We start from the raw sequence: 21,073 nt of genomic DNA on the forward strand, positions 1-21,073 counted from the left end.
AGCCGGGGTCCCTGTCTATCTAGGTACGATCGTCCGCCGACAAAAGGTGGCTCAGGATCGAGCCTTCGAGACCCGCGAGCTCGGCCGAGCCGCGTTGGCGGGGCCGGGCCGTGTTAACCACGACGTCGTGGGCGATCCGCCCTTCCTCGATCACCAGCACCCGGTCGGCCAGCGCGACCGCCTCGGCGACATCGTGGGTCACCAGGATCGCGGTAAAGCCCTGGTCGCGCCAGACGCGCTCCAGCAACCGCTGCATCGAGATACGGGTCAGCGCATCCAGCGCGCCAAGCGGCTCGTCGAAGGCGAGCACACGGGGGCGCGAGACCAGCGCACGGGCAAGGGCTACACGCTGCTTCTGGCCGCCCGACAGTATCGATGGCCACTGGTCGCGCTTGTCGGTCAGCCCGACCTCAGTGAGCGCCTTCTCCGCGCGTGAATGCGCGTCGGAAGAGGCGCGATCGCGGCCGAGGCCGACCTCGACATTGGAGAGAACGCGGGCCCAGGGCAACAGCCGAGGCTCCTGGAACATCACGCGGATATCCTCGGGCTTCACGGCGTCGCCGAGCGAGATGCTGCCGGCATCGAACTTCTCCAGGCCCGCGATAAGGCGCAGCAGCGTGCTCTTGCCGCAGCCGCTTTTGCCAACGATGGCGACGAACTGGCCGGCGGGGATGTGCAGGTCGATGCCGCGCAGCACCTCGTTGTCGCCGTAGGATTTGCGCAGGCCGCGGATGCTGAGCGGCAGGCCGGAGGTCTGCACCGGGCGCTCCTCGCGCACCACGCGGGCGTGAGGCGCGAAATTGGCGCGGGTTGCGAGTTCGGTGTCCGGAAGGGAGGTACGAAGGGCAGTCTGCATGTGATTCCCAGTATGTCTGCTCAGCGTTTCCAATAAGCGGGGTGCCAGGAGAGCGTCAGGCGCTCCAGCACGCGGGAGGCGCTGTCGGCGAGCTTGCCGAGCAGCGCGTAGATCAGGATCGAGAGCACAACGACGTCGATCAGCATGAACTCGCGCGCCTGCATCGCCATGTAACCGAGGCCCGAGGACGCCGCGATGGTCTCGGCGACGATCAGGGTCAGCCACATGATACCGAGCGCAAAACGGATGCCGACGAAGATCGAGGGCAGCGCGCCCGGGAAGATCACCCGGCGGAACAACTCTCCGTCGGTCATGCCGTAGATGCGGCCCATCTCGATCAGCTGCGGGTCGACGGTGCGGATGCCGTGCAGCGTGTTGAGGTAGATCGGGAAGAACACGCCGAGCGCCACCAGGAACAGCTTCGCGCTCTCATCGATGCCGAACCACAGGATGACCAGCGGGATCAGCGCCAGATGCGGCACGTTGCGCACCATCTGCAGCGTGGTGTCGGTGAGCTTGGCCGAGAGCTGTGACAGGCCGTTGGCGAGGCCGAAGGCAAAGCCGATGCTGCCGCCGATCAGGAAGCCGATCGAGGCGCGCCAGAACGAGACCCAGATGTTGCGCGCGAGCTCGCCGGAGAGCAGCAGCTTCCATCCCGCAAGCAACACGTCGCTCGGCGCCGGCAGCACCCGCGTCGGCACGAAGCCGGTGACGCTGGCGACCTGCCAGATCGCGATGATGGCGAGCGGCACGATCCACTGGACCAGGCCGTCCACGCGCGGCAGGCGCAAACTACGGGGAAGCGAAACGCTGTCGATCAGGCTCATGATTGCGACACCTTCTGCTGCGGACGGAAGTCGCTGCCGACCGTTTCACCAAAAGGACCGCCGTTGAAGTGAAGCTTGGTCACGTTGCTGGGCTGCTCCAGCGAGAGCAGCGGGAACACCAGCTCGGCGAAACGATAAGCTTCCTCCAGATGCGGGTAGCCCGACATGATGAAGGTATCGATGCCGATGTCCTGATACTCCTTGATGCGGGCCGCGACCGTCTGGGCGTCGCCGACCAGCGCCGTGCCGGCGCCGCCACGCACGAGGCCGACACCGGCCCACAGGTTCGGGGCGATCTCGAGCTTGTCGCGCTTGCCGCCATGGAGCTGCGCCATGCGCTGCTGGCCAACGGAATCCATCCGCGCAAAGTTCTTCTGCGCGGCCGCGATGGTCTCGTCGCTGACATGCTTGATCAGCTCATTGGCCGCACGCCAGGCCGCGTCATTGGTCTCTCGAACAATCACGTGGAGCCGGATGCCGAAGGATAGTTTTCGACCGCGTGCGGCGGCCACCTCCCTCACCTTCGCGATCTTCTCCGCGACCAAGGCCGGCGGCTCGCCCCAGGTCAGATATTTGTCGACGGTGTCGACGGCGACGTCGATGCCGGCATCCGACGAGCCGCCGAAATAGAGCGGCGGACGCGGCGACTGCACCGGAGGAAACAGCAGCTTGCCGCCTTCGACATGGATGTGCTTGCCCTCGACATTGACGGTCTTGCCGGCGAGCAGTTCGCTGTAGACGCTGAGGAACTCGCGGGTGACCTCGTAGCGCTCGTCATGGCCGAGGAAGATGCCGTCGCCCTTGTTCTCGACGGGATCGCCGCCGGTGACGACGTTGACCAGGAGCCGGCCATTGGTGATGCGGTCGAGCGTCGCGGTCATGCGCGCGGCCACGCTCGGCGATTGCAGGCCCGGCCTGACCGCCACGAGATAGCGCAGCCGCTCGGTGAACGGCGCGACCGAGGAGGCGACGATCCAGGAATCTTCGCAAGATCGCCCAGTCGGCAGCAGCACGCCGAAATAGCCGAGCTGGTCGGCGGCCTGCGCGATCTGGCGCAGATAGTTGAAATTGACCTCGCGGCCGCCGGTGCCGGTGCCGAGATAACGGCCGTCGCCGTGGGTCGGCAGGAACCAGAGGATGTTGGCGTTGCTCATGGAGGTGCTCCGATGACTAGCCGTACGTCGTTCCGACCGCGGCAGCGACGATGCCGATCGATATGACGATGGCTGCGAATACGCGTTGAACGATACGCCTCATGTTCAAACCTTTTGAAATGGGGAAATTGGTGGGCACGATCACGCTGCCGGGTTGCGCCAGACGATGTCGCGGATCACGATCGGCTTCGGGATCAGGCCGAGCTTGTGGAAGCGGTCGGCGACGCCCTGCTGGGTCGTGACGATGTCGTCGGTGACCGGGCCGACCACGAAATTCGCGCGCTTGGCGGCGAGGGTCTGGATGTCCAACGGGACGCCGGTGATCGTGGCGAGCGATTTGGCGACCTCGTCGCGGTGCTGTTCGGCCCATTTGCCAGCCGCGGTCGTCACATCGATGATCTGCTGCAGGATGGCGCCGTGATTCCTGGCGAAATCGCGATTGGCGATGAAGAAGGAATTGGTCTTGGTGACGTCGCACGCATTGATCAGGATGCGGCCGCCCTGCTTGGTCTCGCCGATCGCGAAGTAAGGATCCCAGATCGCCCACGCCTCGATGCTGCTATTGGCAAAGGCAGGCCCGGCATCCGGCGGCGTCAGATAGACCGGCGTGATGTCCGCGTAGGTGAGGCCCGCTTTCTCCAGCGTCTGCACCACGATGTTGTGCGCGCTGGATCCCTTGGTGAAGCCGACGCGCTTGCCCTTCAAGTCGGCGATGCCGCGGATCGACGAGTCCTTCGGCACCAGGATGCCCTGCCCGTTGGTGATGGGCTGGCCGGCAGCATAGACGATCGCCGCGCCCGCCGCCTGGGCGAACACCGGCGGGGAATCGCCGACCGCGCCAAAATCGATGCTGCCGACATTCATCGCCTCCATCATCGGAGGTCCCGACGAGAACTCGACCCATTTCACGTCGATGCCCAATGGCGCGAAATGTTTTTCCAGGGCGGCCTGCTGACGCGTGATAACCAGCACGCCGGTCTTCTGGTAGCCGATACGAATGCCCTTCACCGCGCCTTGTGCTTTGGCACTTGAAGCGAATGCGGCGGCTGCCGCAGTTCCAACGGATAGTTTGAGAAAGTCCCGACGTTGCATCCGACACTCCAGGCCGCGTGCGGCCGTCCTTCATTCGTGTTCGTGAATGATGGTGCGGCTGATCGGAGGTGTCGAGACGCGCGGAAAAATAGCGATGCAAGCACTGCGCAGTTGGCAGAGCGCATGATTATCTTTCAATCCACGGAGCGAACGCAGGGGATATTTTTCCGCACGCGAATGTGAAAAACGCACCTACCTGACCGAGAAACTAAAAAATCGCGAAAACAACCCCATGCACAGTAGCCGGCGCGTGCGAAAACAATGACTTACGTTTATCCGAACTTGACTTGACTCGTCGGGCAAAACAGGGGCAGGATGGCATCATGGCGGCGTTGCGGATGGACCGGTCCCTGCCGGCCTAATGCAGCCATCTCACGGGCAGATTCTGCAGCCCGCGAAACGCCCAGCCGCCGATCCGCACCGGCTCGTCGTCGGCGATCTCGAGCCGGACGGCACGGGCGAACAAGGTCGGTAGCGCGACGTCGGCAATCATGGCGCGCGAGGCCCAGGCTCCGGCGCAGAAATGCGGGCCCGCGCCGAATGCGACGCTCTTGGCCGTATCACGCCGCACGTCGAAATGGTCGGCGCGCTCAAAATGCTTCTCGTCGCGGTTGGCGGAGCCGAACATGAGGAATACGCGTTCATCGGTTTCGAACGCGACGTCACGGATCGTCCACGGCTTTGCGATGCGCCGCGGCGACATGCCGATCGGCGAGATCCAGCGGGCGTATTCCTCGAACGCCTGGAGCCACGACACCTCGCCCTTGCGCACGAGATCGAGCTGGTCGGGATGGGTCAGCAGCGCCCACACCGTGCCGGCGATCGCCTTGCGCGGCTCGTTTTGACCGCCGGAGATCGCGAGTTTGACGTTCGCGCGCACGCTCTCCATCGCCATGCCCGACGCGAGGAGCACGCCGAGGATGCTCTGGTCGGGATGCTTGCGCATCACCGGCAGGATGTCGTCGATCGCCGCATCGATACCCGACGTCGCCGCATGGCAACGCGCCTCGACGGCTGCGTCGCCGCTGTAGTTGGCGATGCCCTCGATCATGCCCTGTGACCAGGCGTCCATGTCGGCAAAGCCGATATTGGTGAGGCCGGTGATCGACTTCAGGCATTCGCCGGAGAACGGCAACGCGAATTCGCGCATGAAATCGATCCGCCCGGGCGCGATCGCGTCGATGATGCGATCGGCATGGGCCTGGAACAGCCCGCTCCAGTGCGCCTTGACCGTCTTCGGCGACACCGTCGGAAACATCGCGCGGCGCTCGACCTGGTGCGCCTCGCCGTCCTTGCGCATCATGTTGTGGCCCATCAGCCGGTTCATCAGGCCTGCAGGCTGATGCGAGGAGAACACGTCGATCTGCTTCTCGGAGATCGAGATATCGTCGCGGCTCGTCAGCAGCGTCGAGCCGAGCTGCGGCACGAAGGCGATCGGCGCCTCCTTGCGCATCTTGGCGAGCATCGGATAGGGGTCGGCCCAGAATGCGGCCGGGTCGATGTCGATGCGCGGCGCCGTGCTCAAGCTTCGCTCCATTGCTGTTCGCCACCGAGGTTAGCGGCTTCAGGAGGCGCCGTCTGTCCCCAGCGATTGGGACAAGCAGCCTCAGGGCGTGTCTTCGCAAGTCGAATGGCCGACGACGGCGGCGTCGATGAGACATCCGCCTGCGACCGACCATGCGTCAGCCAATAGTCGTTCTGCCAACTCTCGTAACCAAGCAATTCGCCAAAGCGTCGTTCGCGATCATCGGACCATGCTCCGGGTTCGTTTAGGAGTGCAAGCATGGTATCAACCTGCCACTCATGGCCGGGCAACGTGTAGAAGAGGCTCCGATATTCGAACTGCGGCGCGTCAGGACATGTTTCGATCAGCTCGCGTCTTATCAAGCGACCTTCAGTGACGTGCCTGTCGAACAGGCGCCAATATCGAATGCAAATATCTGGCTCCTGGCCAATGATGTCCATGAAATACGCGAGCGGCTTGATACCCCTCAGCATCAAGCCGAGCTCTCTGTTGGTGTGAACCAGATAAGGCAGTTGACGAAGCCGTTCGGGATGCATGTTGGGCATGTTGGTCGCGCAACGTTAATTTCTGCTGAGAGTCTCGTGCGGACGCGCCAGCTGGCACCGAGCTTTAGTCAGGATTTCCCGCCAGACCCGCCCCACTTCGTTTCGGACCCGAGTTCATCACTCCAAAGCACCCGCTATGCGTCGCGTGAACCGGCGGAATCCAACGCGTAGATCTCTCACCCTGAACATGAGGGTTATGAGCCATTCTGGCGTTCCCAGATGACGGAGTGTCTGCGCAATTCCCTGATCCATGCTCTGGCTCATATTCTGGTCGGTGTAATGCGTGCTCCCCTCACGGCTCCAATCAAGTCTCCAAGCGATCTCTTCTCGCAACGCGTCGACGCCCGACAGACGCCGAGCAAAATCCAACTCTCTTCTGGCGCAGATCCGCTCGATCCGGGGGCGGACGGCTTCATAGTAGTGGATGCCCCAGTTCTCGAGCCTTGCGTGGGTCGCCTCGTGTACGATGGCGGACGAGATCCATTCGACCGTCGTGCTTTCAGAATCGACGACACGCGCGTCGAGCAGGCAGGCGTTTATTGAATGCTGATAGCATCCGGCGCCGTGCGGAACCAATTGCACCCAGATTCGAAAAAGACTCTTCTTGATGCGCCGGTAGTGAAGTGGAGCAAACCTTTCGATCAGCCGCAGCGCGGCTTCGACGCGTTGCAGGGCTCGCTCGGGATCATCCGATAAAGATCCGATCCAGAGGCCGTCGACAACGCGGCTTTTCGACATCCACAGCCCGATTCTATCGATGAGCGAAGGTCCTGTCGCTGGGGAGCCGCGAGACATGGTGGTCGACATCTCTTCCGATCGAGCTAGCAGATCTCAAAGCTAATACAGGGGCTCCGCTTCGGCGGGTTTTACGATTTGGTTCCAACTTTATCGATCGCGGAGGCGAGGTCCGCATCGGGTTTGGCACCGGGCCGGAGATCCGGCCCTATCCCGGCAGCAGCCGTGCAGGACGAAGCTTCGATGTTCGCTTATGGACCAGACCCGTCCCTCTTCCCGTATAGTAGAGGCTGCTGAAGCGGAGAGAACATGAACGTGGCGGAAATCATTCGACGTGCGATCGAAATCGGTGAACGAAACGGCAAGATTACCTTCGATGAATTGAATCAGCTGTGTGACAGCAGCACACTTGATCCCAAAGACGTTGAACGCGTTCTCAGCGCCCTGAGTGACGCGGGGGTTTGGGTTGAAGGAGACTGAAACCTGATTCTGGTTATATCGCTCTACAAGGGGTCATAGAGCGACAGTCCCGGAGGGCGGGCTGCGTGTCCGCCTTGCTCTCGGAAGCAGGAACTCGCGGGCCTGGAGTGCCCCTTAGTTCAGGCCGCGCGGGCCGGCGAGCAGGCGCAGCACGATCGCAAACAGCTCGCTCTGCGAGGAAATGCCGAGCCGCTCATAGGCGCGCTTGCGGTACGTCAGGGTCGAATGCAGGCTGATGCCGAGCGCCTGCGAGATCGCCTCGGAGCTGAAGCCGGAGAGGATGCGCCGGCAAACGTCCTGCTCGCGCGGGGTGAGGCTGGCGAGCGGCGCGCGCGTCGCGAAGAGCGCGGCGAGAGACTGCTCGGTCGTCGCCGCCGAGCTGTGCTGGAAATGGCGTGCCACGCTCGCACTGATGGCCGGCGCGATGGCCTGAAGCCGCGCACGCTGGGCGTCGCTGAAGCGGCCCTGGACCGCGATGCGATAGAAGTTGACGTAGAAGCAGGTGTCGTCGACCCAGATCGCGGTCGCGCATTTGTCGACGATGCCGGAATCCACAAAGAACATTTTGCGGTAGCGGGCGCCGTACATGCGCGGCGCGAAGGCGGGCAGCACGAGCGGCGCGCGGCCCTCGCCTTCGAACAGCGCATCGCGGTTGGGATCGGATTGGTGGAACTGGCCGGCATAGGCCGCGCCAAGATCGCCGCCGATCGGGATGTTGCCGGCATCGAGCAGGCAGTGTGCGGCGCCCGCGCGGCTCAGCGCGAACACCATGCAATGCCCGACGCCGGCCTGCCGGCGCAGTGTATCGATCAGGACATCAGGGAAATCCGGGCGACCGATGGCGAGCACCGCGGGCGTAATGTCGCCGGCCGATGGAGTTGAGGCCATGCCGTGGGGCCGCATTGGTATCCTCCGCCGAAGTTCTTTTGGCGGAAGATATCAGCAAGGGCGACGCGCCGGAAGCCTGCAGCTCATGTGCAGCTTCTGGGTCCCGGCTCTGCGCAGCAACGCTACGCGTTGCAGCGCGTCCGGGACAAGAGAGAGCGCGTCGATCAATGGTCTCCCGGACGCAGCGCAGCGCTTCCGCGGCGATGCGAAGCATCGTCCGGATCAGCGGTGCGCTGCAGAGCCGGGGTCCATGCCACCGCTACGGGACTGCCTCTACCCCGCCGCCGCCTTCGCCGGCGCGACGCTGACCGCGAGCTTGCCGTAGCGGTCGGTGAAGGCCTCCGTGTCGATTTCCTCCAGCTTGATCTCGCCGCTCATCACGCCCTGCTTCCAGGCCGCCTGCGCCGGATCGTTCTGGAATTCCGGCATCACCTCGCGGCCGAACAGCTCCAGCGATTCGCAGATGTGCTCGTGGCTGTTCTTGCCCGCTTGGTTGAGCAAAATGACCTGGTCGATGTGCGAGCCCTGGAAGCGCTTCAGCTTCCTGCGGATCGTCTCGGGCGAGCCGATCAGGCCGCCGCGCAGCGCCGCCTCCTGCGCCTCCGGATTGTCGCGCTTCCACTTGTTGTACTCGTCCCACATGTTGACGGTGTAGGGCGCCGGACGCTGGCGATTCTGCGAGGCGCCGTAGAAGCGCAATGCGAACTGGAAGAAGGTGGCGCCGTCGGCGCGGGCGCGGGCCTCCTCGTCCGTCTTCGCGCACATGAAGAACGACACCAGCGCCATGTTCGGGTTGATCTCGTAGTCGGCGAGCTTGGCGAGCCGCTTGGTCATGGCGTTGTAATAGGCGTGCACCCAGGCATGCGCGGCATCCGCGCTGACGAACTGGAAGCCGAGCGCGCCAAAGCCGTGCCGTCCCGCGCGCTCGATGGTCTGTAGTTGCGAGCAGGCCATCCACAGCGGCGGATGCGGCTTCTGCACCGGTTTCGGCACGACGTTGCGCAAGGGGATGTCGAAATACTTGCCGTGATGCTCGCTTCCCGCGTCCTTGAACATCGGGAAGATCGCGGCGACGGCCTCCTCGAACACCTCTTTCTTGGTCTCCATGTCGCGGCCGAACGGCGTGAGCTCGGTGATGGAGGCGCTCTCGCCCATGCCGAATTCGCAGCGGCCGTTGGAGAGCAGATCCAGCACCGCGACGCGCTCGGCAACACGCGCCGGGTGGTTGGTGGTGAGCTGGAGGATGCCGTGGCCGAGCCGGATGTTCCTGGTGCGCTGGCTCGCGGCCGCGAGGAAGGATTCCGGTGAAGGCGAGTGCGAGTATTCTTCGAGGAAGTGATGCTCGACAACCCAGGCGTGGTCGTAGCCGAGCTGGTCTGCGAGTTCCATCTGCGAGAGCGCGTTCTGATAGAGGCTGAGCTCGTCGCCGGCCACCCACGGCCGTGGCAGTTGCAGCTCATAGAAGATGCCGAACTTCATGACGCCTCTCCCAAGTATTCTTGAGTTTTCTTGCCGCTTATATTTTTGTTGCGGGCATCTTAATGGGTGGGGCGACGCTGTCTACGCAGTCGCAATTCCGCCTTGCGGGAGAAGGGGCTTTTCGGCGCGGCGGCCATTCAGGACCACACCGATGAAGGTGAAGCGCACCAGCAGATGATAGCTCGCCAGCATCGGAGGAAGCGCGACGACGAGAATGATCGCGAACTTGATCAGCCCGGGCCAGTCGAGCTGCGACAGCGCGACCTGCAGTGCCATCACGATCGGCAGGTGGATCAGATAGAGCCAGTAGGATGCATCGGCGAGGTAGCGCCACGCCCGACTGAAGCCGGACATGAAGCGGAGGGCGAGGCCGAGGACCGCGAATGTGGAAACCCAAATCGCCGGTGCGTAGAGGATGGCGGAGATCAGCCTCAGCGTGGCGAAGCTGACCGGCAGTTTCGGCGCGACAGGCAACGACAGCATCACGCCTGACAACGCGAAACTGACCAGAACCAGGAAGAGCGCGAGCAGGACATGCGCCAGCCAGCGTCGCTCGATGAGCCGCAGCAGATCGACCTGCCGATGCAGGAGCCAGCCGACGCCGAATGCGGTGCCGAAACCGATCCAGGCCTGCGCGTTGGTGACGAGCGATTGATCCGGCGTCCTCACGCCCATCACATTGATCCATCGTGGGTCGAGGCAGAAGGCGGTGCCGATCGGGATTGCCAGAACCAGGGGAGCCAGCGGATTTCGCATGGTCCGGGCGAAGATACGGTCAAACACTGTGCGTAGCGTACCTGATACATCAAGCCAGACAATTGCACCGCGCAGCAGCAGCGTCGCGACATAGAGCTCCAGCAGCACATACAGAAACCAGAGATGGGTCAGGGGGAACTTGGGCAATGCCGGCAGCCAGCCGGAGGTGGGGTGGATCAGACCACCATTTGGAAAGTGAGATGCCCAGCTCACGATCAGAGCTATCGGCATGAACACGAGCGGCCAACCGATCACGAACGGCAGGCCGATCCGCTGCAGCCTGTCCCTGACGAAGCCCCAGCTCCCCCGGCGGTGAAAGCTCATGCGGGCAAAGAAGCCGGCCATCAGGAAGAAGGTCGTCATCCGGAAGACGTGGATCGTAAAGGACAGTAGGCCCAGAGTGGGGCTGGTATGGATGTCCTGGATGATCCAGAACCGGGACGAGGCCGGCACAAACGACAATGTCGCGTGCAGGACGATGCCGAGCAGCAGGGCGCCACCCCTGACCGCGTCGAGAGCATGGAGCCTCTCCGATGCAGGGGCGGCGGCGGTCGAGTGGGACATGGATAGGCTCGTTCCGGCTGGATGGGAGTGTATGCTGGACGGTCTAATCCATCGGCACAGGGCCTTCTCGCCTGATCCAAAAATCGGCTAGCCGATTTCGCGGCGCGGTTGGCTGAGTTCAGCGCTGTCGGGCCGGCTCAGCGCCTCACGCCGGAATTCCGTCGGGGTCATGCCGGTTTCGGCCTTGAAGGCCCGGTTGAAAGGTCCGATCGACTGGAAGCCGGCATCCATGGCGATGGTCAGCACCGGGACCTCCCGTTGCGTGGCGTCGGACAGCGCCAGCCTGGCATCCTCGGTACGGTAGCGATTGAGAAACGCATTGAAGTTGCGATAGCCCAGCCCTTCATTGATCGCCTGGCGCAATCGATGCTCGGGAACGTCGAGCCGCGCCGCGAGCGCTCCGATCGCAAGGCCTTCCTGCCGGTAGGTTCGCTCCACGGTCATCAGATGATCAAGGCGCCGGAGCAGGATCGGGTCGACGACGACCCGCCCCGCGGCGCGATCGGCGACCCGGGCTTGCCTCCCCGCCTCGCCGGATGCGATCGCGGCCGTGGCGTCATCGACGGCCATCGCCGGCGCGCTGAACAGGCCGATGGCGGCAAGCATGGCCACTACGAACAGCCCGAACGCGGTCGGGAGACTGCCGGGCGCACCGGGAACCGCGACGGGAATTGCGGCGAAGCCGGCGACCGCGACGGTCGCGATGAGCACGACATTGATCGCAAGCATCGCCAGCCGCAGTCGGCGTCGCCGCGCGACCAGATCGGCGCGCCAGGTCTTGACCGTCTGAACCGCGGCAGCGAGGGCCAGCACCAGGGTGGCCAGAGCCAGGACTCGCCCGCCTGCGCCGGCCAAAGCGGGCCAGTTCGCCCAGCCCAGCGTGATCGCAAATCCGAAAGCCACGATGCTCAGCCACAGAGCGCCGTGCCAACGCCTCAGCACGAAATCGTCGTCGAACGCCGCGCGCGCCCACAGCCAGAAGACCGCAGGCTGCGCGGACAGGATCGGCAACGTCCACCACCAAGCCGTTTTGGGCAGGCTGGGCGCCGTCGCGATCGCATAGAATATGCCGCCTGCGCACATCGCGATGCCCAGCAAAGCCTGTTGGCCGGTCGCACGACGCAGCAACGCCATGAGAACGATCAACAGGAACACGCCGCTCGCCGCGCCGCGAAGTCCGAGATCGATCGCCGTCAGCCCTGTCGCGGTCACAACTCGTATCCCCGTTCGATGCCAAACTGTCGCATCGCCTTCGCACGGGTACAACCCAAACTTGCGCTTGTGGTCTGGCGGCAGCCATCATCGCAACTCGACGGATTGATCCAGATCAAGGCGTCAGTGGCCCTGCTGCTTCTAATGTGCGGCAAGGCAACGGCCCGGATGCCGTCCCAATCCCCACATTCCAAACGAGACCGAATATGTCGGCCCCAGACGACGCGACTTCGCGCGTGCGCCGTAAGCGCATGGAGATTTTCGCATTCCTGTTCCTGACCGCAATCGTGATGCCCGTCCTCGCGGTCGGAACGGTGGGCTCCTACGGGCTCGGCGTCTGGATCTACCAGATGTTTGCCGGCCCTCCCGGCCCGCCGCCCTCCCCGCATTGATCTCCTCGAAGCGAAAGACAGGCATCATGGCCGAATCCAAACTCAACCGCCGCGCATTGATTACCGGCCGGGTGCTCAGCGCCGACCGCATCGTCGCGCCGCCCGGTTGCGAAATCGCCAGCATCATCGTGCAGGCCCGCCCCGAGCGTCTGGACCAGCTGGAAGCCGCGATCACCGCCCTTCCCGGCTGCGAGATCCACGGCCGCGACCTGCGCGGCAAGCTCATCGTCGTGACCGAAGCGCCTGATGCCGGCAGCCTCGGCACCCTGCTCAACACGATCCAGTCGCTGCCCGACGTCTATTCGGCGGCGCTGGTGTTTCACGCCATCGAAACGGCTTAAGGCCGGGAGAGTCGTCATGACATCGCCAAAGCTCGACCGCCGCCAGATGCTGAAGCTCGAGGCCGCCGCCATCGCGGCAGCCGCTGCGGGCATGCCGGCACCGGCGCTCGCCGCAAACCTCGTCGCCGAGCGCGACGTCGCCGAACTGAAATGGGACAAGGCCGCCTGCCGCTTCTGCGGCACCGGCTGCTCGGTGATGGTCGCGACCAAGAACAATCGCGTGGTCGCCACCCACGGCGACATCAAGGCCGAGGTCAATCGCGGCCTCAACTGCGTCAAGGGCTACTTCCTCTCCAAGATCATGTACGGCCACGATCGCCTGACGCAGCCGATGCTGCGCAAGACGGCAGGCAAATACGACAAGAACGGCGAATTCACGCCTGTGTCCTGGACCGAAGCCTTCGACATCATGGAGGTGAAGTGGAAGGAGGCGATCAAGAAGCGCGGGCCGAACGGCGTCGCCATGTTCGGCTCCGGCCAGTGGACGGTCTGGGAAGGCTATGCGGCCGTGAAGCTGTTCAAGGCCGGCTTCCGCACCAACAACATCGATCCCAATGCGCGCCACTGCATGGCCTCCGCCGTGGCCGGCATGATGCGCACCTTCGGCATCGACGAGCCGGCCGGGTGCTATGACGACATCGAGGCCACCGATGCCTTCGTGCTGTGGGGCTCGAACATGGCGGAGATGCATCCGATCCTGTGGACGCGCCTCGCCGACCGCCGGCTCTCCGCGCCGCATGTCCGCGTCGCCGTGCTCTCGACCTTCGAGCATCGCTCGTTCGACCTCGCCGACATCGGCATGGTGTTCAAGCCGCAGACCGATCTCTATCTGCTGAACGCCATTGCCAACCACATCATCAGGAGCGGTCGGGTCAACAAGGACTTCGTCGCCGCGCATACCATCTTCAGGCGCGGCCAGACCGACATTGGTTATGGTTTGAGGCCGGAGCATCCGCTGCAGAAGAAGGCGACGGGCGCGGCGAAGGCCAACGATTCCACCGAGATGAGCTACGACGAGTACATCAAGTTCGTCTCCGAGTACACGCTGGAGAAGGCGGCGGAGATGTCGGGCGTGCCGCTCAACCGGCTGGAGGCGCTGGCCGAGCTCTATGCAGATCCCAAGACCAAGGTGGTCTCGTTCTGGACCATGGGCTTCAACCAGCACACCCGCGGCGTCTGGTGCAACAACCTCGTCTACAACATCCATCTTCTGACCGGGAAGATCTCCTCGCCCGGCAACAGCCCGTTCTCGCTGACCGGCCAGCCCTCGGCCTGCGGCACCGCGCGCGAAGTCGGCACCTTCTCGCACCGCCTGCCGGCCGACATGGTCGTCACCAACAAGGAGCACCGCACCAAGGCCGAGCACATCTGGCTGCTGCCCGAGGGCACCATTCCCGACAAGCCCGGCGCGCACGCGGTGCTGCAGAGCCGGATGCTGAAGGACGGCCTGATCAACGCCTATTGGGTGCAGGTCAACAATAATCTCCAGGCTGGTCCCAACGCCAACGAGGAGACCTATCCGGGCTTCCGCAACCCCGACAATTTCATCGTGGTCTCGGACGCCTATCCGTCGGTGACAGCGCTCGCCGCCGATTTGATCCTGCCGACCGCGATGTGGGTGGAGAAGGAAGGCGCTTACGGCAACGCCGAGCGGCGCACGCAATTCTGGCACCAGCTCGTCCCCGCGCCCGGCGAGTCCAAGTCCGATCTATGGCAGCTCATGGAGTTCTCAAAACGCTTCAAGATCGAGGAGGTCTGGCCCGAGGAGCTGATCGCCAAGAAGCCGGACGTGCGCGGCAAGACTCTGTTCGACGTGCTCTACAAGAACGGCCAGGTCGACAAATTCCCGACATCGGAGATCGAGGACGGCTACGCCAACGAGGAGTCCAAGGCGTTCGGCTTCTACGTGCAGAAGGGCCTATTCGAGGAATATGCCGCGTTCGGCCGCGGCCACGGCCACGACCTCGCGCCGTTCGACGCCTATCACCGCGAGCGCGGCCTGCGCTGGCCCGTCGTCAACGGCCAGGAGACGAAATGGCGCTTCCGCGAGGGGAGCGACCCCTACGTCAAGCAGGGCACCGAGGTGCAGTTCTACGGCTATCCGGACGGCAAGGCGCGCATCTTCGCCCTTCCTTACGAGCCGGCGGCGGAATCGCCGGACAACGAATATCCCTACTGGCTCTCGACCGGCCGCGTGCTCGAGCACTGGCATTCCGGCACCATGACGCGCCGGGTGCCCGAGCTCTACAAGGCCTTCCCCGAGGCCGTGTGCTTCATGCATCCTGATGATGCGCAGGAGGCGAAGATCCGCCGCGGCGACGAGGTGAAGGTGGTCTCCCGCCGCGGCTTCATCCGCGTCCGCGTCGAGACGCGCGGCCGCGACCGGCCGCCGCGTGGCCTCGTCTTCGTGCCGTGGTTCGACGAATCCAAGCTGATCAACAAGGTGACGCTGGACGCGACCGATCCGATCTCGCTGCAAACCGATTACAAGAAGTGCGCCGTGCGCATCGAGCGGGTGAACGTGTCATGATGAAACGATTTGGAGTAGCGCTGCTCGCAGTCGCGATCGCGGCTGGCGCGAGTTCGCTGACCGCGCAGACGGTGACGTCAGGCTTGCGCGGCCCGACCCCGCTCAACGACGAAGGGCCGGCGCCGCCGATGCTGCCGAACCGCAACACCTCCGAAAGGGAAGTGCGCAACTATCCGGAGCAGCCGCCGGTGATCCCGCATGCGATCGACGGCTATCAAGTCGATCTCAACGGCAACAAGTGCCTGTCCTGCCACGCGCGGGCGCGCATCGCGGAATCGCAGGCGCCGATGGTCTCGATCACCCACTTCATGGATCGCGACGGCCAGTTCCTGGCTTCGATCTCGCCGCGCCGCTTCTTCTGCACGGAATGCCACGTGCCGCAGAACACCGCCAATCCGCCCGTCAGCAACGACTTCACCGACATCGACACGCTGCTGTCGCGCGCAAGCCCCGGTGGCCGCCGATGACGACGACCGCTGATGAACCCGGCGAGGGAATGAAGGCCAAGGGCGGCTTCGTCGCGCGAAGCTTGGACTTTGCGCGCGAGCTCTGGCAGGTGCTGATCCGTCCGAGCTCGGTGTTCGGGCTTGGTGTGCTGGTGCTGGCGGGCTTCATGGCCGGCGTGATCTTCTGGGGCGGCTTCAACACCGCACTGGAATTGACCAACACCGAAAAATTCTGCACCGGCTGCCACGAGATGAAGGACAACGTCTATGCCGAGCTGAAGTCGACCATCCACTTCGCCAACCGCTCCGGCGTGCGGGCGACCTGTCCGGATTGCCACGTGCCGCACAACTGGACCGACAAGATCGCCCGCAAGATGCAAGCCTCCAAGGAGGTCTGGGGCAAGATCTTCGGCACGATCGATACCCGCGAGAAATTCCAGGATCACCGGCTCGAGCTGGCGGCGCATGAATGGGCGCGCTTCAAGTCCAACGATTCGCTGGAATGCCGCAACTGCCACAGCGCCGATTCCATGGACATCACCAAGCAGTCGCCGCGGGCCTCGGTCGCCCACCAGCGCTTCCTGTTCACCAAGGAAAAGACCTGCATCGACTGCCACAAGGGCATTGCCCACCATCTGCCCGACATGCGCGGCGTTCCCGGCTGGCAATAGGGGTGAGGCCCGCTTGAACCGGCGGGGCGAATGGTTAGTTTGAGGGGCGGCGAATCGCTCCGTTTCGCCCCCTCCTCAAAGCAGACATGGCCACATTCACCCCGCATCAGGATGCCGCGCTCAAGGCCGTTGGCGACTGGCTCAAGGCCAAACCCGGCCGCAACGGTACGCCGCCGGTGTTCCGCCTGTTCGGCTATGCCGGCACCGGCAAGACCACGCTGGCGCGGCACATCGCCGACGGCGTCGACGGCGAGGTGAAGTTCGCCGCCTTCACCGGCAAAGCGGCGCTGGTCATGCGCAACAAGGGGTGCGACGAAGCCTCCACCATCCATTCGCTGATCTATCGCACCCGCGAATCCGGCGAGGAGCAGCCGAGCTTCGAGCTGTGGGACGACGCCCCGGCCTCCAAGGCCAAGCTGATCGTGATCGACGAATGCTCGATGGTCGATGCCGAACTGGGCCGCGACCTGATGTCGTTCAACTGCCCGCTGCTGGTGCTGGGCGATCCCGCCCAGTTGCCGCCGATCCAGGGCGGCGGCTTCTTCACCAACAGCGAGCCCGACGCGATGCTGACCGAGGTGCACCGCCAGGCCCAGGACGACCCGATCGTGCGGATGTCGATGGACGTCCGCGAGGGCCGCGAGCTCGACATCGGCCGCTACGGCGAAAGCGAGGTGGTGTCGCGTAAGGAGCTCGATCCTGATCGCGTCATGGCCGCCGACCAGGTCCTGGTCGGACGCAACAACACGCGGCGCGCGTACAATATGCGGGTACGTCAGCGCCAGAACATCGAGGACGTCTTCCCCGTCGCCGGCGACAAGCTGGTCTGCCTGCGCAACAACCGCAAGAAGGGCCTGTTCAACGGCGGCCTGTGGCGCGTGAAGTCGCGCAACACCTCGCGCTCGAAATCCCGCATTCTCAGCATGCGGCTGTCGCCGGACGAGGATCTCGGCCACAAGGTGACCAAGGTCTCGGTGCGCGCCGATTGCTTCGAGGGCGGTGTCGAGGCCATCGCCTGGGAGCAGCGCAAGCCCTATGACGAGTTCGACTATGGCTACGTGCTGACCGTACACAAGTCGCAGGGGTCGCAATGGGACGACGTCGTGCTGTTCGACGAGAGTTTTGCGTTTCAGGAGAGCCGGGCGAGGTGGCTGTACACGGGGATCACGCGGGCGGCGAAGCGGCTGAGCATTGTGGTGTGAAGCCCGTAGGGTGGGTTAGCCGAAGGCGTAACCCACCTCTTCTGTCTCCTCGGATCGCAACAGTGGTGGGTTACGCCGAGCAGATGCGCTTTGCGCATCTGCAGGGCTAACCCACCCTACGAAACCTCACTTACCCGCGACGAAATAAAAATCCTCGCGCCCCGGCGGCGAGCCGTAGGAAAACGGCTGCTGCTCGTGCTTGGTCACAAGCCAGACGTCGTCGCGGACGATGTCGAACAGTTTTCGGATCTCGACGCGCGGCACCTTGATTTCGCGGGCGAGCGCGGTGGCGAACGGGCTGTCGGCGCCGCCGTCGCCGTCCATCGCGGTCTCGCCGTGCTTGGCGGCGTAGACCACCATGAAGCCGGCGCCGGGCTCGATGTTGGAAAAGCCCTTGTCCACCAGCTTGAGCGACAGCGTGCGCTGCATGGTCGGCGCGAACGGATTGTCGCGGCAGGCATCCAGCATGACCAGACGCACTTTTCGCGCAGCGCCCACCGCCGCGATCACCTGCTCCAGCGCAACCGCCTGGGTCTCGGCGTCCCTGTCGGCGGCAAGCTTGGCATCGACGGGAACGAGATAGTTAACGCCGCCGATCTCGAAACCGTGGCCGGCGTAATAGACCACCGCCCAATCCGCCTTCTCCGCTTCGGCCGCAAACGTCTGCAACGCTTCGAAGAACTTGTCGCGGGTGAGGTCGCTGACGGATATCACGGTCTGGAAGCCAACGTCGCGCAGCGCGGCCGCGATCATTTTCGAGTCGCGTGGCGGATTGGGCAAGGCGTGGACGTTCTTGTAGGCGCCGTTGCCGATCACAAGTGCCACACGGCGCCCTGCGGATCCGGCTGACGGCTGCGGTGTCAGCGCAGCCAATCGCTCCTGCGCGATGGCGCGGGCGCGCGCGACGTCGAGCTCGTCGAACTTCGTCAGCGAATAGGCCGCCGCACGATAGTCGGCACGGGCCTGGGCGAGATCCTTCTTGCGCTCGTAGATCTGGCCGCGACCCGAATGTGCGCGCACATTGTTCGGGTTGATCTGGATCGCAATGTTGTAGTCCTTCAGCGCGGCGTCGAGATCGCCTTTCAGCATGTTGACGTCGGCGCGATTGTTGATCGCGTACGTGTTCTTCGGCTGCTTCTCGATCAGGCCGTTGCAGTCGGCGAAGGCCTGGTCGAACTTGCCCATCATGCCGTAGGTGATGCAGCGATTGCCGGTGATCTGCTGCGCGGCCGGTTCGATCTTCTCGGCCTCCGCGAAATCAGCAATTGCGCCGTCAAAATCCTGCATCAGCGTGCGCACGCGGGCGCGGTTGGTGTAGCCGAGCAGGAACTTGGGCGCGTATTTGATCGACAGGTTGAAATCGTCGAGCGCGCTTTGCAGCGCACCCCGGCGCAACTGGATGATGCCGCGGTTGTTGTAGGGGACACCGTAGGTCGGGCGCTTCTGGAGCGCGAGGTTGTAGTCCGCCATCGCATGGTCGTCCTGGCCCGTCCGCTCATAGGCGAGGCCGCGCAAATTGAGCGTGACGACATTGTCGGGATCGAGGTCGACGGCCATGGACAAGGTCTCGATCGCGTGGCCGTAGTCGCGCTTGTTGATCAGCGTATTGCCGCGCACGGAGAGCGCGATGCCCTTGTCCTTGCCGGTGACACCGTCGGCGTTGAGCAAATTGTCGCAGGCCTGCGCCCTCGCCTGCGCATCCGCCTGGCGGTCGCGGCAAATGGCAAGGTCGTCGCCGGGTTGCGGTGCGGCCGCCGCGATCGAGTTCCAGCCGGGCAGGATGGCGAGAACGACGATGAGGGTCAGGGATGCGACGCGCAGCATGTTGTCAGGTCAGCTCCAGCCATCATTCTTTAGGTCGATCACCGATCGCGCCGGTTCATCTAGCGCGGAGTTCCGGTCCTCGCCAAGCCGGGCTGCTCCAGGCGGCGCGTTTCACAGACTCGTGTCCGTCCGGCCGTAACAATCGCCCGGTCCGCCCGTATCTCGAATGTCCGAAAATGCCGGCCAGGCTGTTCGCCCGGCCCCAACCGCCCTAGACTGTCAGACCTTCGGAAAGAGGATCGCCATGCGCCGACCTGCCGTCCTGTCCCTGCTCGCCGCAACCACCGCCCTGACGCTGGCCTTTGCCGCGCCGACCCGAGCCGCAGAGGATGCGGTCGTGATCCCCGCTCCTGCCGTTGATGCGGCGCCCGCAAGCGGGATCCAGACCGCCGTGATCGCCGGCGGCTGCTTCTGGGGCGTGCAGGGCGTGTTCCAGCACACCGCGGGCGTGGTCAACGCGGTCTCCGGCTACGCCGGCGGCACCAAGGCGACAGCCGACTACCAGACCGTCTCGAGTGGCCGGACCGGCCACGCGGAATCCGTCGAGATCAAATACGACCCGAAGAAGATCTCCTACGGCAAGATCCTACAGATTTACTTCTCGGTGGCGCACGACCCGACCCAGCTCAACCGGCAGGGCCCCGACAGCGGCACGCAATATCGCTCGGCGATCTTCACCACCTCCGACGAGCAGAAGAAGGTGGCCGAGGCCTATATCGCCCAGCTCAACGGCGCCAAAGTCTTCAGCAAGCCGATCGCGACCAAGGTCGGCGCGCTGGAGGCGTTCTATCCGGCGGAGGCCTACCACCAGGATTATCTGACCCTGCACCCGAACCAGCCCTATATCGCCTACAACGACCTTCCGAAGGTCGAGAACCTGAAAAAGCTGTTCGCGGATAACTATATCGAGAAGCCGACGCTGGTGAGCGCCAGCAAGGCCACCAACTGATCGCAAGATCACTGAACAAGATCACGGAAAACAAGTTCACCGAAAAAACGGGAGACCCATGCCCGACATCAAGACGAAAACCACGGACGACAAGGTCATCAAGAGCGAACAGCAATGGCGCAACGAGCTGTCGCCGATGCAATACGCGGTGCTGCGCGAGAAGGTGACCGAGCGTCCCTTCTCCGGCGAATATGAGCACGACCACCGCGCCGGTACCTATACCTGCGCCGGTTGCGGCAATGTGCTGTTCGAGTCCGACGCGAAGTTCGATTCCGGCTGCGGCTGGCCGAGCTTCACCCAGCCCGCCGCCGAGGGCCATATCGATGAGGAGCGGGACGTCAGCCACGGCATGATCCGCACCGAGGTGCTGTGCGCCAAGTGCAGCGGCCATCTCGGCCATGTCTTCCCCGACGGCCCGGGGCCTACCGGCTTGCGTTACTGCATCAATTCCGCAGCGCTGAAGCTCGAGCCCAAATAAACCTTGCGCGGGGGGGGGGGGGGGGCCGCGGGCCCCCCCCCGCCGGGGGGGGGTGTTTTTGGGGGGGGGGGGGGGGGGGCCGGGGGGGGGGGGGGGGGGGCGGGGGCGGGGGCGGCGCGGCGGGGGG

The 21,073-nt window shown here is 64.1% G+C and carries 21 protein-coding genes; 9 read left to right on the forward strand and 12 right to left on the reverse strand.

Translation table 11 applies throughout. The features are described 5' to 3' along the window. Positions 1-19: 19 nt before the first annotated feature. The 7 genes from AC0L30_RS38130 to AC0L30_RS38160 all read right to left on the reverse strand — a co-directional run bounded on the left by AC0L30_RS38130 (position 20) and on the right by AC0L30_RS38160 (position 6,806). Positions 20-856 carry an ATP-binding cassette domain-containing protein gene (locus tag AC0L30_RS38130; protein ID WP_473366510.1) on the reverse strand — a complete coding sequence of 279 codons (837 nt, stop codon included), beginning with the start codon at positions 854-856 and terminating at the stop codon, positions 20-22. Between the two features lie 20 nt (positions 857-876). Beyond that, the gene (gene ssuC, locus AC0L30_RS38135; RefSeq protein WP_473406418.1) at positions 877-1,683 is read right to left on the reverse strand and encodes an aliphatic sulfonate ABC transporter permease SsuC; all 807 of its coding nucleotides are present in this window, start codon (positions 1,681-1,683) and stop codon (positions 877-879) included. Next, positions 1,680-2,837: an FMNH2-dependent alkanesulfonate monooxygenase gene (gene ssuD, locus AC0L30_RS38140; protein WP_473406419.1), complete on the reverse strand. Its 1,158-nt coding sequence runs from the start codon at positions 2,835-2,837 to the stop codon at positions 1,680-1,682. Before ssuD ends, ssuC begins: the two co-directional genes overlap by 4 nt. Before the next feature lie 141 nt (positions 2,838-2,978). After that, positions 2,979-3,929 carry a sulfonate ABC transporter substrate-binding protein gene (locus AC0L30_RS38145; RefSeq protein WP_473406420.1) on the reverse strand — a complete coding sequence of 317 codons (951 nt, stop codon included), beginning with the start codon at positions 3,927-3,929 and terminating at the stop codon, positions 2,979-2,981. Between the two features lie 358 nt (positions 3,930-4,287). Beyond that, a complete protein-coding gene (locus AC0L30_RS38150; protein WP_473406421.1) occupies positions 4,288-5,454 on the reverse strand; it encodes a cytochrome P450 in 1,167 nt (388 codons plus the stop codon). Then, positions 5,451-5,999 carry a hypothetical protein gene (locus AC0L30_RS38155; RefSeq protein ID WP_473406422.1) on the reverse strand — a complete coding sequence of 183 codons (549 nt, stop codon included), beginning with the start codon at positions 5,997-5,999 and terminating at the stop codon, positions 5,451-5,453. Before AC0L30_RS38155 ends, AC0L30_RS38150 begins: the two co-directional genes overlap by 4 nt. Before the next feature lie 117 nt (positions 6,000-6,116). Further along, positions 6,117-6,806, reverse strand: a complete 690-nt coding sequence (locus tag AC0L30_RS38160; RefSeq protein ID WP_473406423.1) for a hypothetical protein — start codon at positions 6,804-6,806, stop codon at positions 6,117-6,119. Between the two features lie 237 nt (positions 6,807-7,043). Between AC0L30_RS38160 and AC0L30_RS38165 the strand changes: the two genes are divergently transcribed. Next, positions 7,044-7,214: an RNA polymerase sigma factor region1.1 domain-containing protein gene (locus AC0L30_RS38165; RefSeq protein ID WP_473254371.1), complete on the forward strand. Its 171-nt coding sequence runs from the start codon at positions 7,044-7,046 to the stop codon at positions 7,212-7,214. Between the two features lie 114 nt (positions 7,215-7,328). Here AC0L30_RS38165 and AC0L30_RS38170 read toward each other — a convergent pair whose 3' ends face one another. The 4 genes from AC0L30_RS38170 to AC0L30_RS38185 form a co-directional block, all read right to left on the reverse strand. Then, positions 7,329-8,117 carry a helix-turn-helix transcriptional regulator gene (locus tag AC0L30_RS38170; protein ID WP_473254372.1) on the reverse strand — a complete coding sequence of 263 codons (789 nt, stop codon included), beginning with the start codon at positions 8,115-8,117 and terminating at the stop codon, positions 7,329-7,331. A gap of 258 nt (positions 8,118-8,375) precedes the next feature. Then, positions 8,376-9,581 carry an LLM class flavin-dependent oxidoreductase gene (locus tag AC0L30_RS38175; protein ID WP_007596175.1) on the reverse strand — a complete coding sequence of 402 codons (1,206 nt, stop codon included), beginning with the start codon at positions 9,579-9,581 and terminating at the stop codon, positions 8,376-8,378. Between the two features lie 81 nt (positions 9,582-9,662). Next, a complete protein-coding gene (locus tag AC0L30_RS38180) occupies positions 9,663-10,901 on the reverse strand; it encodes an acyltransferase family protein (protein WP_007596176.1) in 1,239 nt (412 codons plus the stop codon). Positions 10,902-10,988: 87 nt separating this feature from the next. Next, complete coding sequence (locus AC0L30_RS38185; protein WP_473406424.1) at positions 10,989-12,113, reverse strand: AraC family transcriptional regulator; 1,125 nt, start codon at positions 12,111-12,113, stop codon at positions 10,989-10,991. Positions 12,114-12,319: 206 nt separating this feature from the next. On the opposite strand from AC0L30_RS38185, the gene napE reads away from it, so the two are divergent. From napE to AC0L30_RS38215, 6 genes are all read left to right on the forward strand, one after another. Further along, the gene (napE, locus tag AC0L30_RS38190) at positions 12,320-12,505 is read left to right on the forward strand and encodes a periplasmic nitrate reductase, NapE protein (protein ID WP_007596178.1); all 186 of its coding nucleotides are present in this window, start codon (positions 12,320-12,322) and stop codon (positions 12,503-12,505) included. 26 nt (positions 12,506-12,531) lie between these two features. Further along, positions 12,532-12,846 carry a chaperone NapD gene (locus AC0L30_RS38195; protein WP_007596179.1) on the forward strand — a complete coding sequence of 105 codons (315 nt, stop codon included), beginning with the start codon at positions 12,532-12,534 and terminating at the stop codon, positions 12,844-12,846. Positions 12,847-12,862: 16 nt separating this feature from the next. Next, positions 12,863-15,376 carry a nitrate reductase catalytic subunit NapA gene (gene napA / locus AC0L30_RS38200; RefSeq protein WP_473406425.1) on the forward strand — a complete coding sequence of 838 codons (2,514 nt, stop codon included), beginning with the start codon at positions 12,863-12,865 and terminating at the stop codon, positions 15,374-15,376. Then, positions 15,373-15,843 carry a nitrate reductase cytochrome c-type subunit gene (locus tag AC0L30_RS38205; RefSeq protein ID WP_247287669.1) on the forward strand — a complete coding sequence of 157 codons (471 nt, stop codon included), beginning with the start codon at positions 15,373-15,375 and terminating at the stop codon, positions 15,841-15,843. The genes napA and AC0L30_RS38205 overlap by 4 nt, the downstream gene beginning before the upstream one ends. Then, complete coding sequence (locus tag AC0L30_RS38210; RefSeq protein ID WP_007596182.1) at positions 15,840-16,493, forward strand: NapC/NirT family cytochrome c; 654 nt, start codon at positions 15,840-15,842, stop codon at positions 16,491-16,493. Before AC0L30_RS38205 ends, AC0L30_RS38210 begins: the two co-directional genes overlap by 4 nt. 86 nt (positions 16,494-16,579) lie before the next feature. Beyond that, on the forward strand, positions 16,580-17,695 hold the full coding sequence (locus AC0L30_RS38215) for an ATP-dependent DNA helicase (protein WP_473406426.1): 1,116 nt from the start codon (positions 16,580-16,582) through the stop codon (positions 17,693-17,695). A gap of 126 nt (positions 17,696-17,821) precedes the next feature. On the opposite strand, the gene AC0L30_RS38220 is transcribed toward AC0L30_RS38215, so the two are convergent. Then, positions 17,822-19,519 (reverse strand): caspase family protein, encoded by a 1,698-nt coding sequence (locus AC0L30_RS38220; RefSeq protein WP_473406427.1) that lies wholly within the window; start codon positions 19,517-19,519, stop codon positions 17,822-17,824. 244 nt (positions 19,520-19,763) lie between these two features. Between AC0L30_RS38220 and msrA the strand changes: the two genes are divergently transcribed. Continuing rightward, positions 19,764-20,468, forward strand: a complete 705-nt coding sequence (msrA, locus tag AC0L30_RS38225) for a peptide-methionine (S)-S-oxide reductase MsrA (protein ID WP_473366529.1) — start codon at positions 19,764-19,766, stop codon at positions 20,466-20,468. Positions 20,469-20,526: 58 nt separating this feature from the next. Continuing rightward, complete coding sequence (msrB, locus tag AC0L30_RS38230) at positions 20,527-20,946, forward strand: peptide-methionine (R)-S-oxide reductase MsrB (RefSeq protein ID WP_473406428.1); 420 nt, start codon at positions 20,527-20,529, stop codon at positions 20,944-20,946. Positions 20,947-21,073: the final 127 nt, after the last annotated feature.

This window comes from Bradyrhizobium sp. MI1.11 (assembly GCF_055811255.1).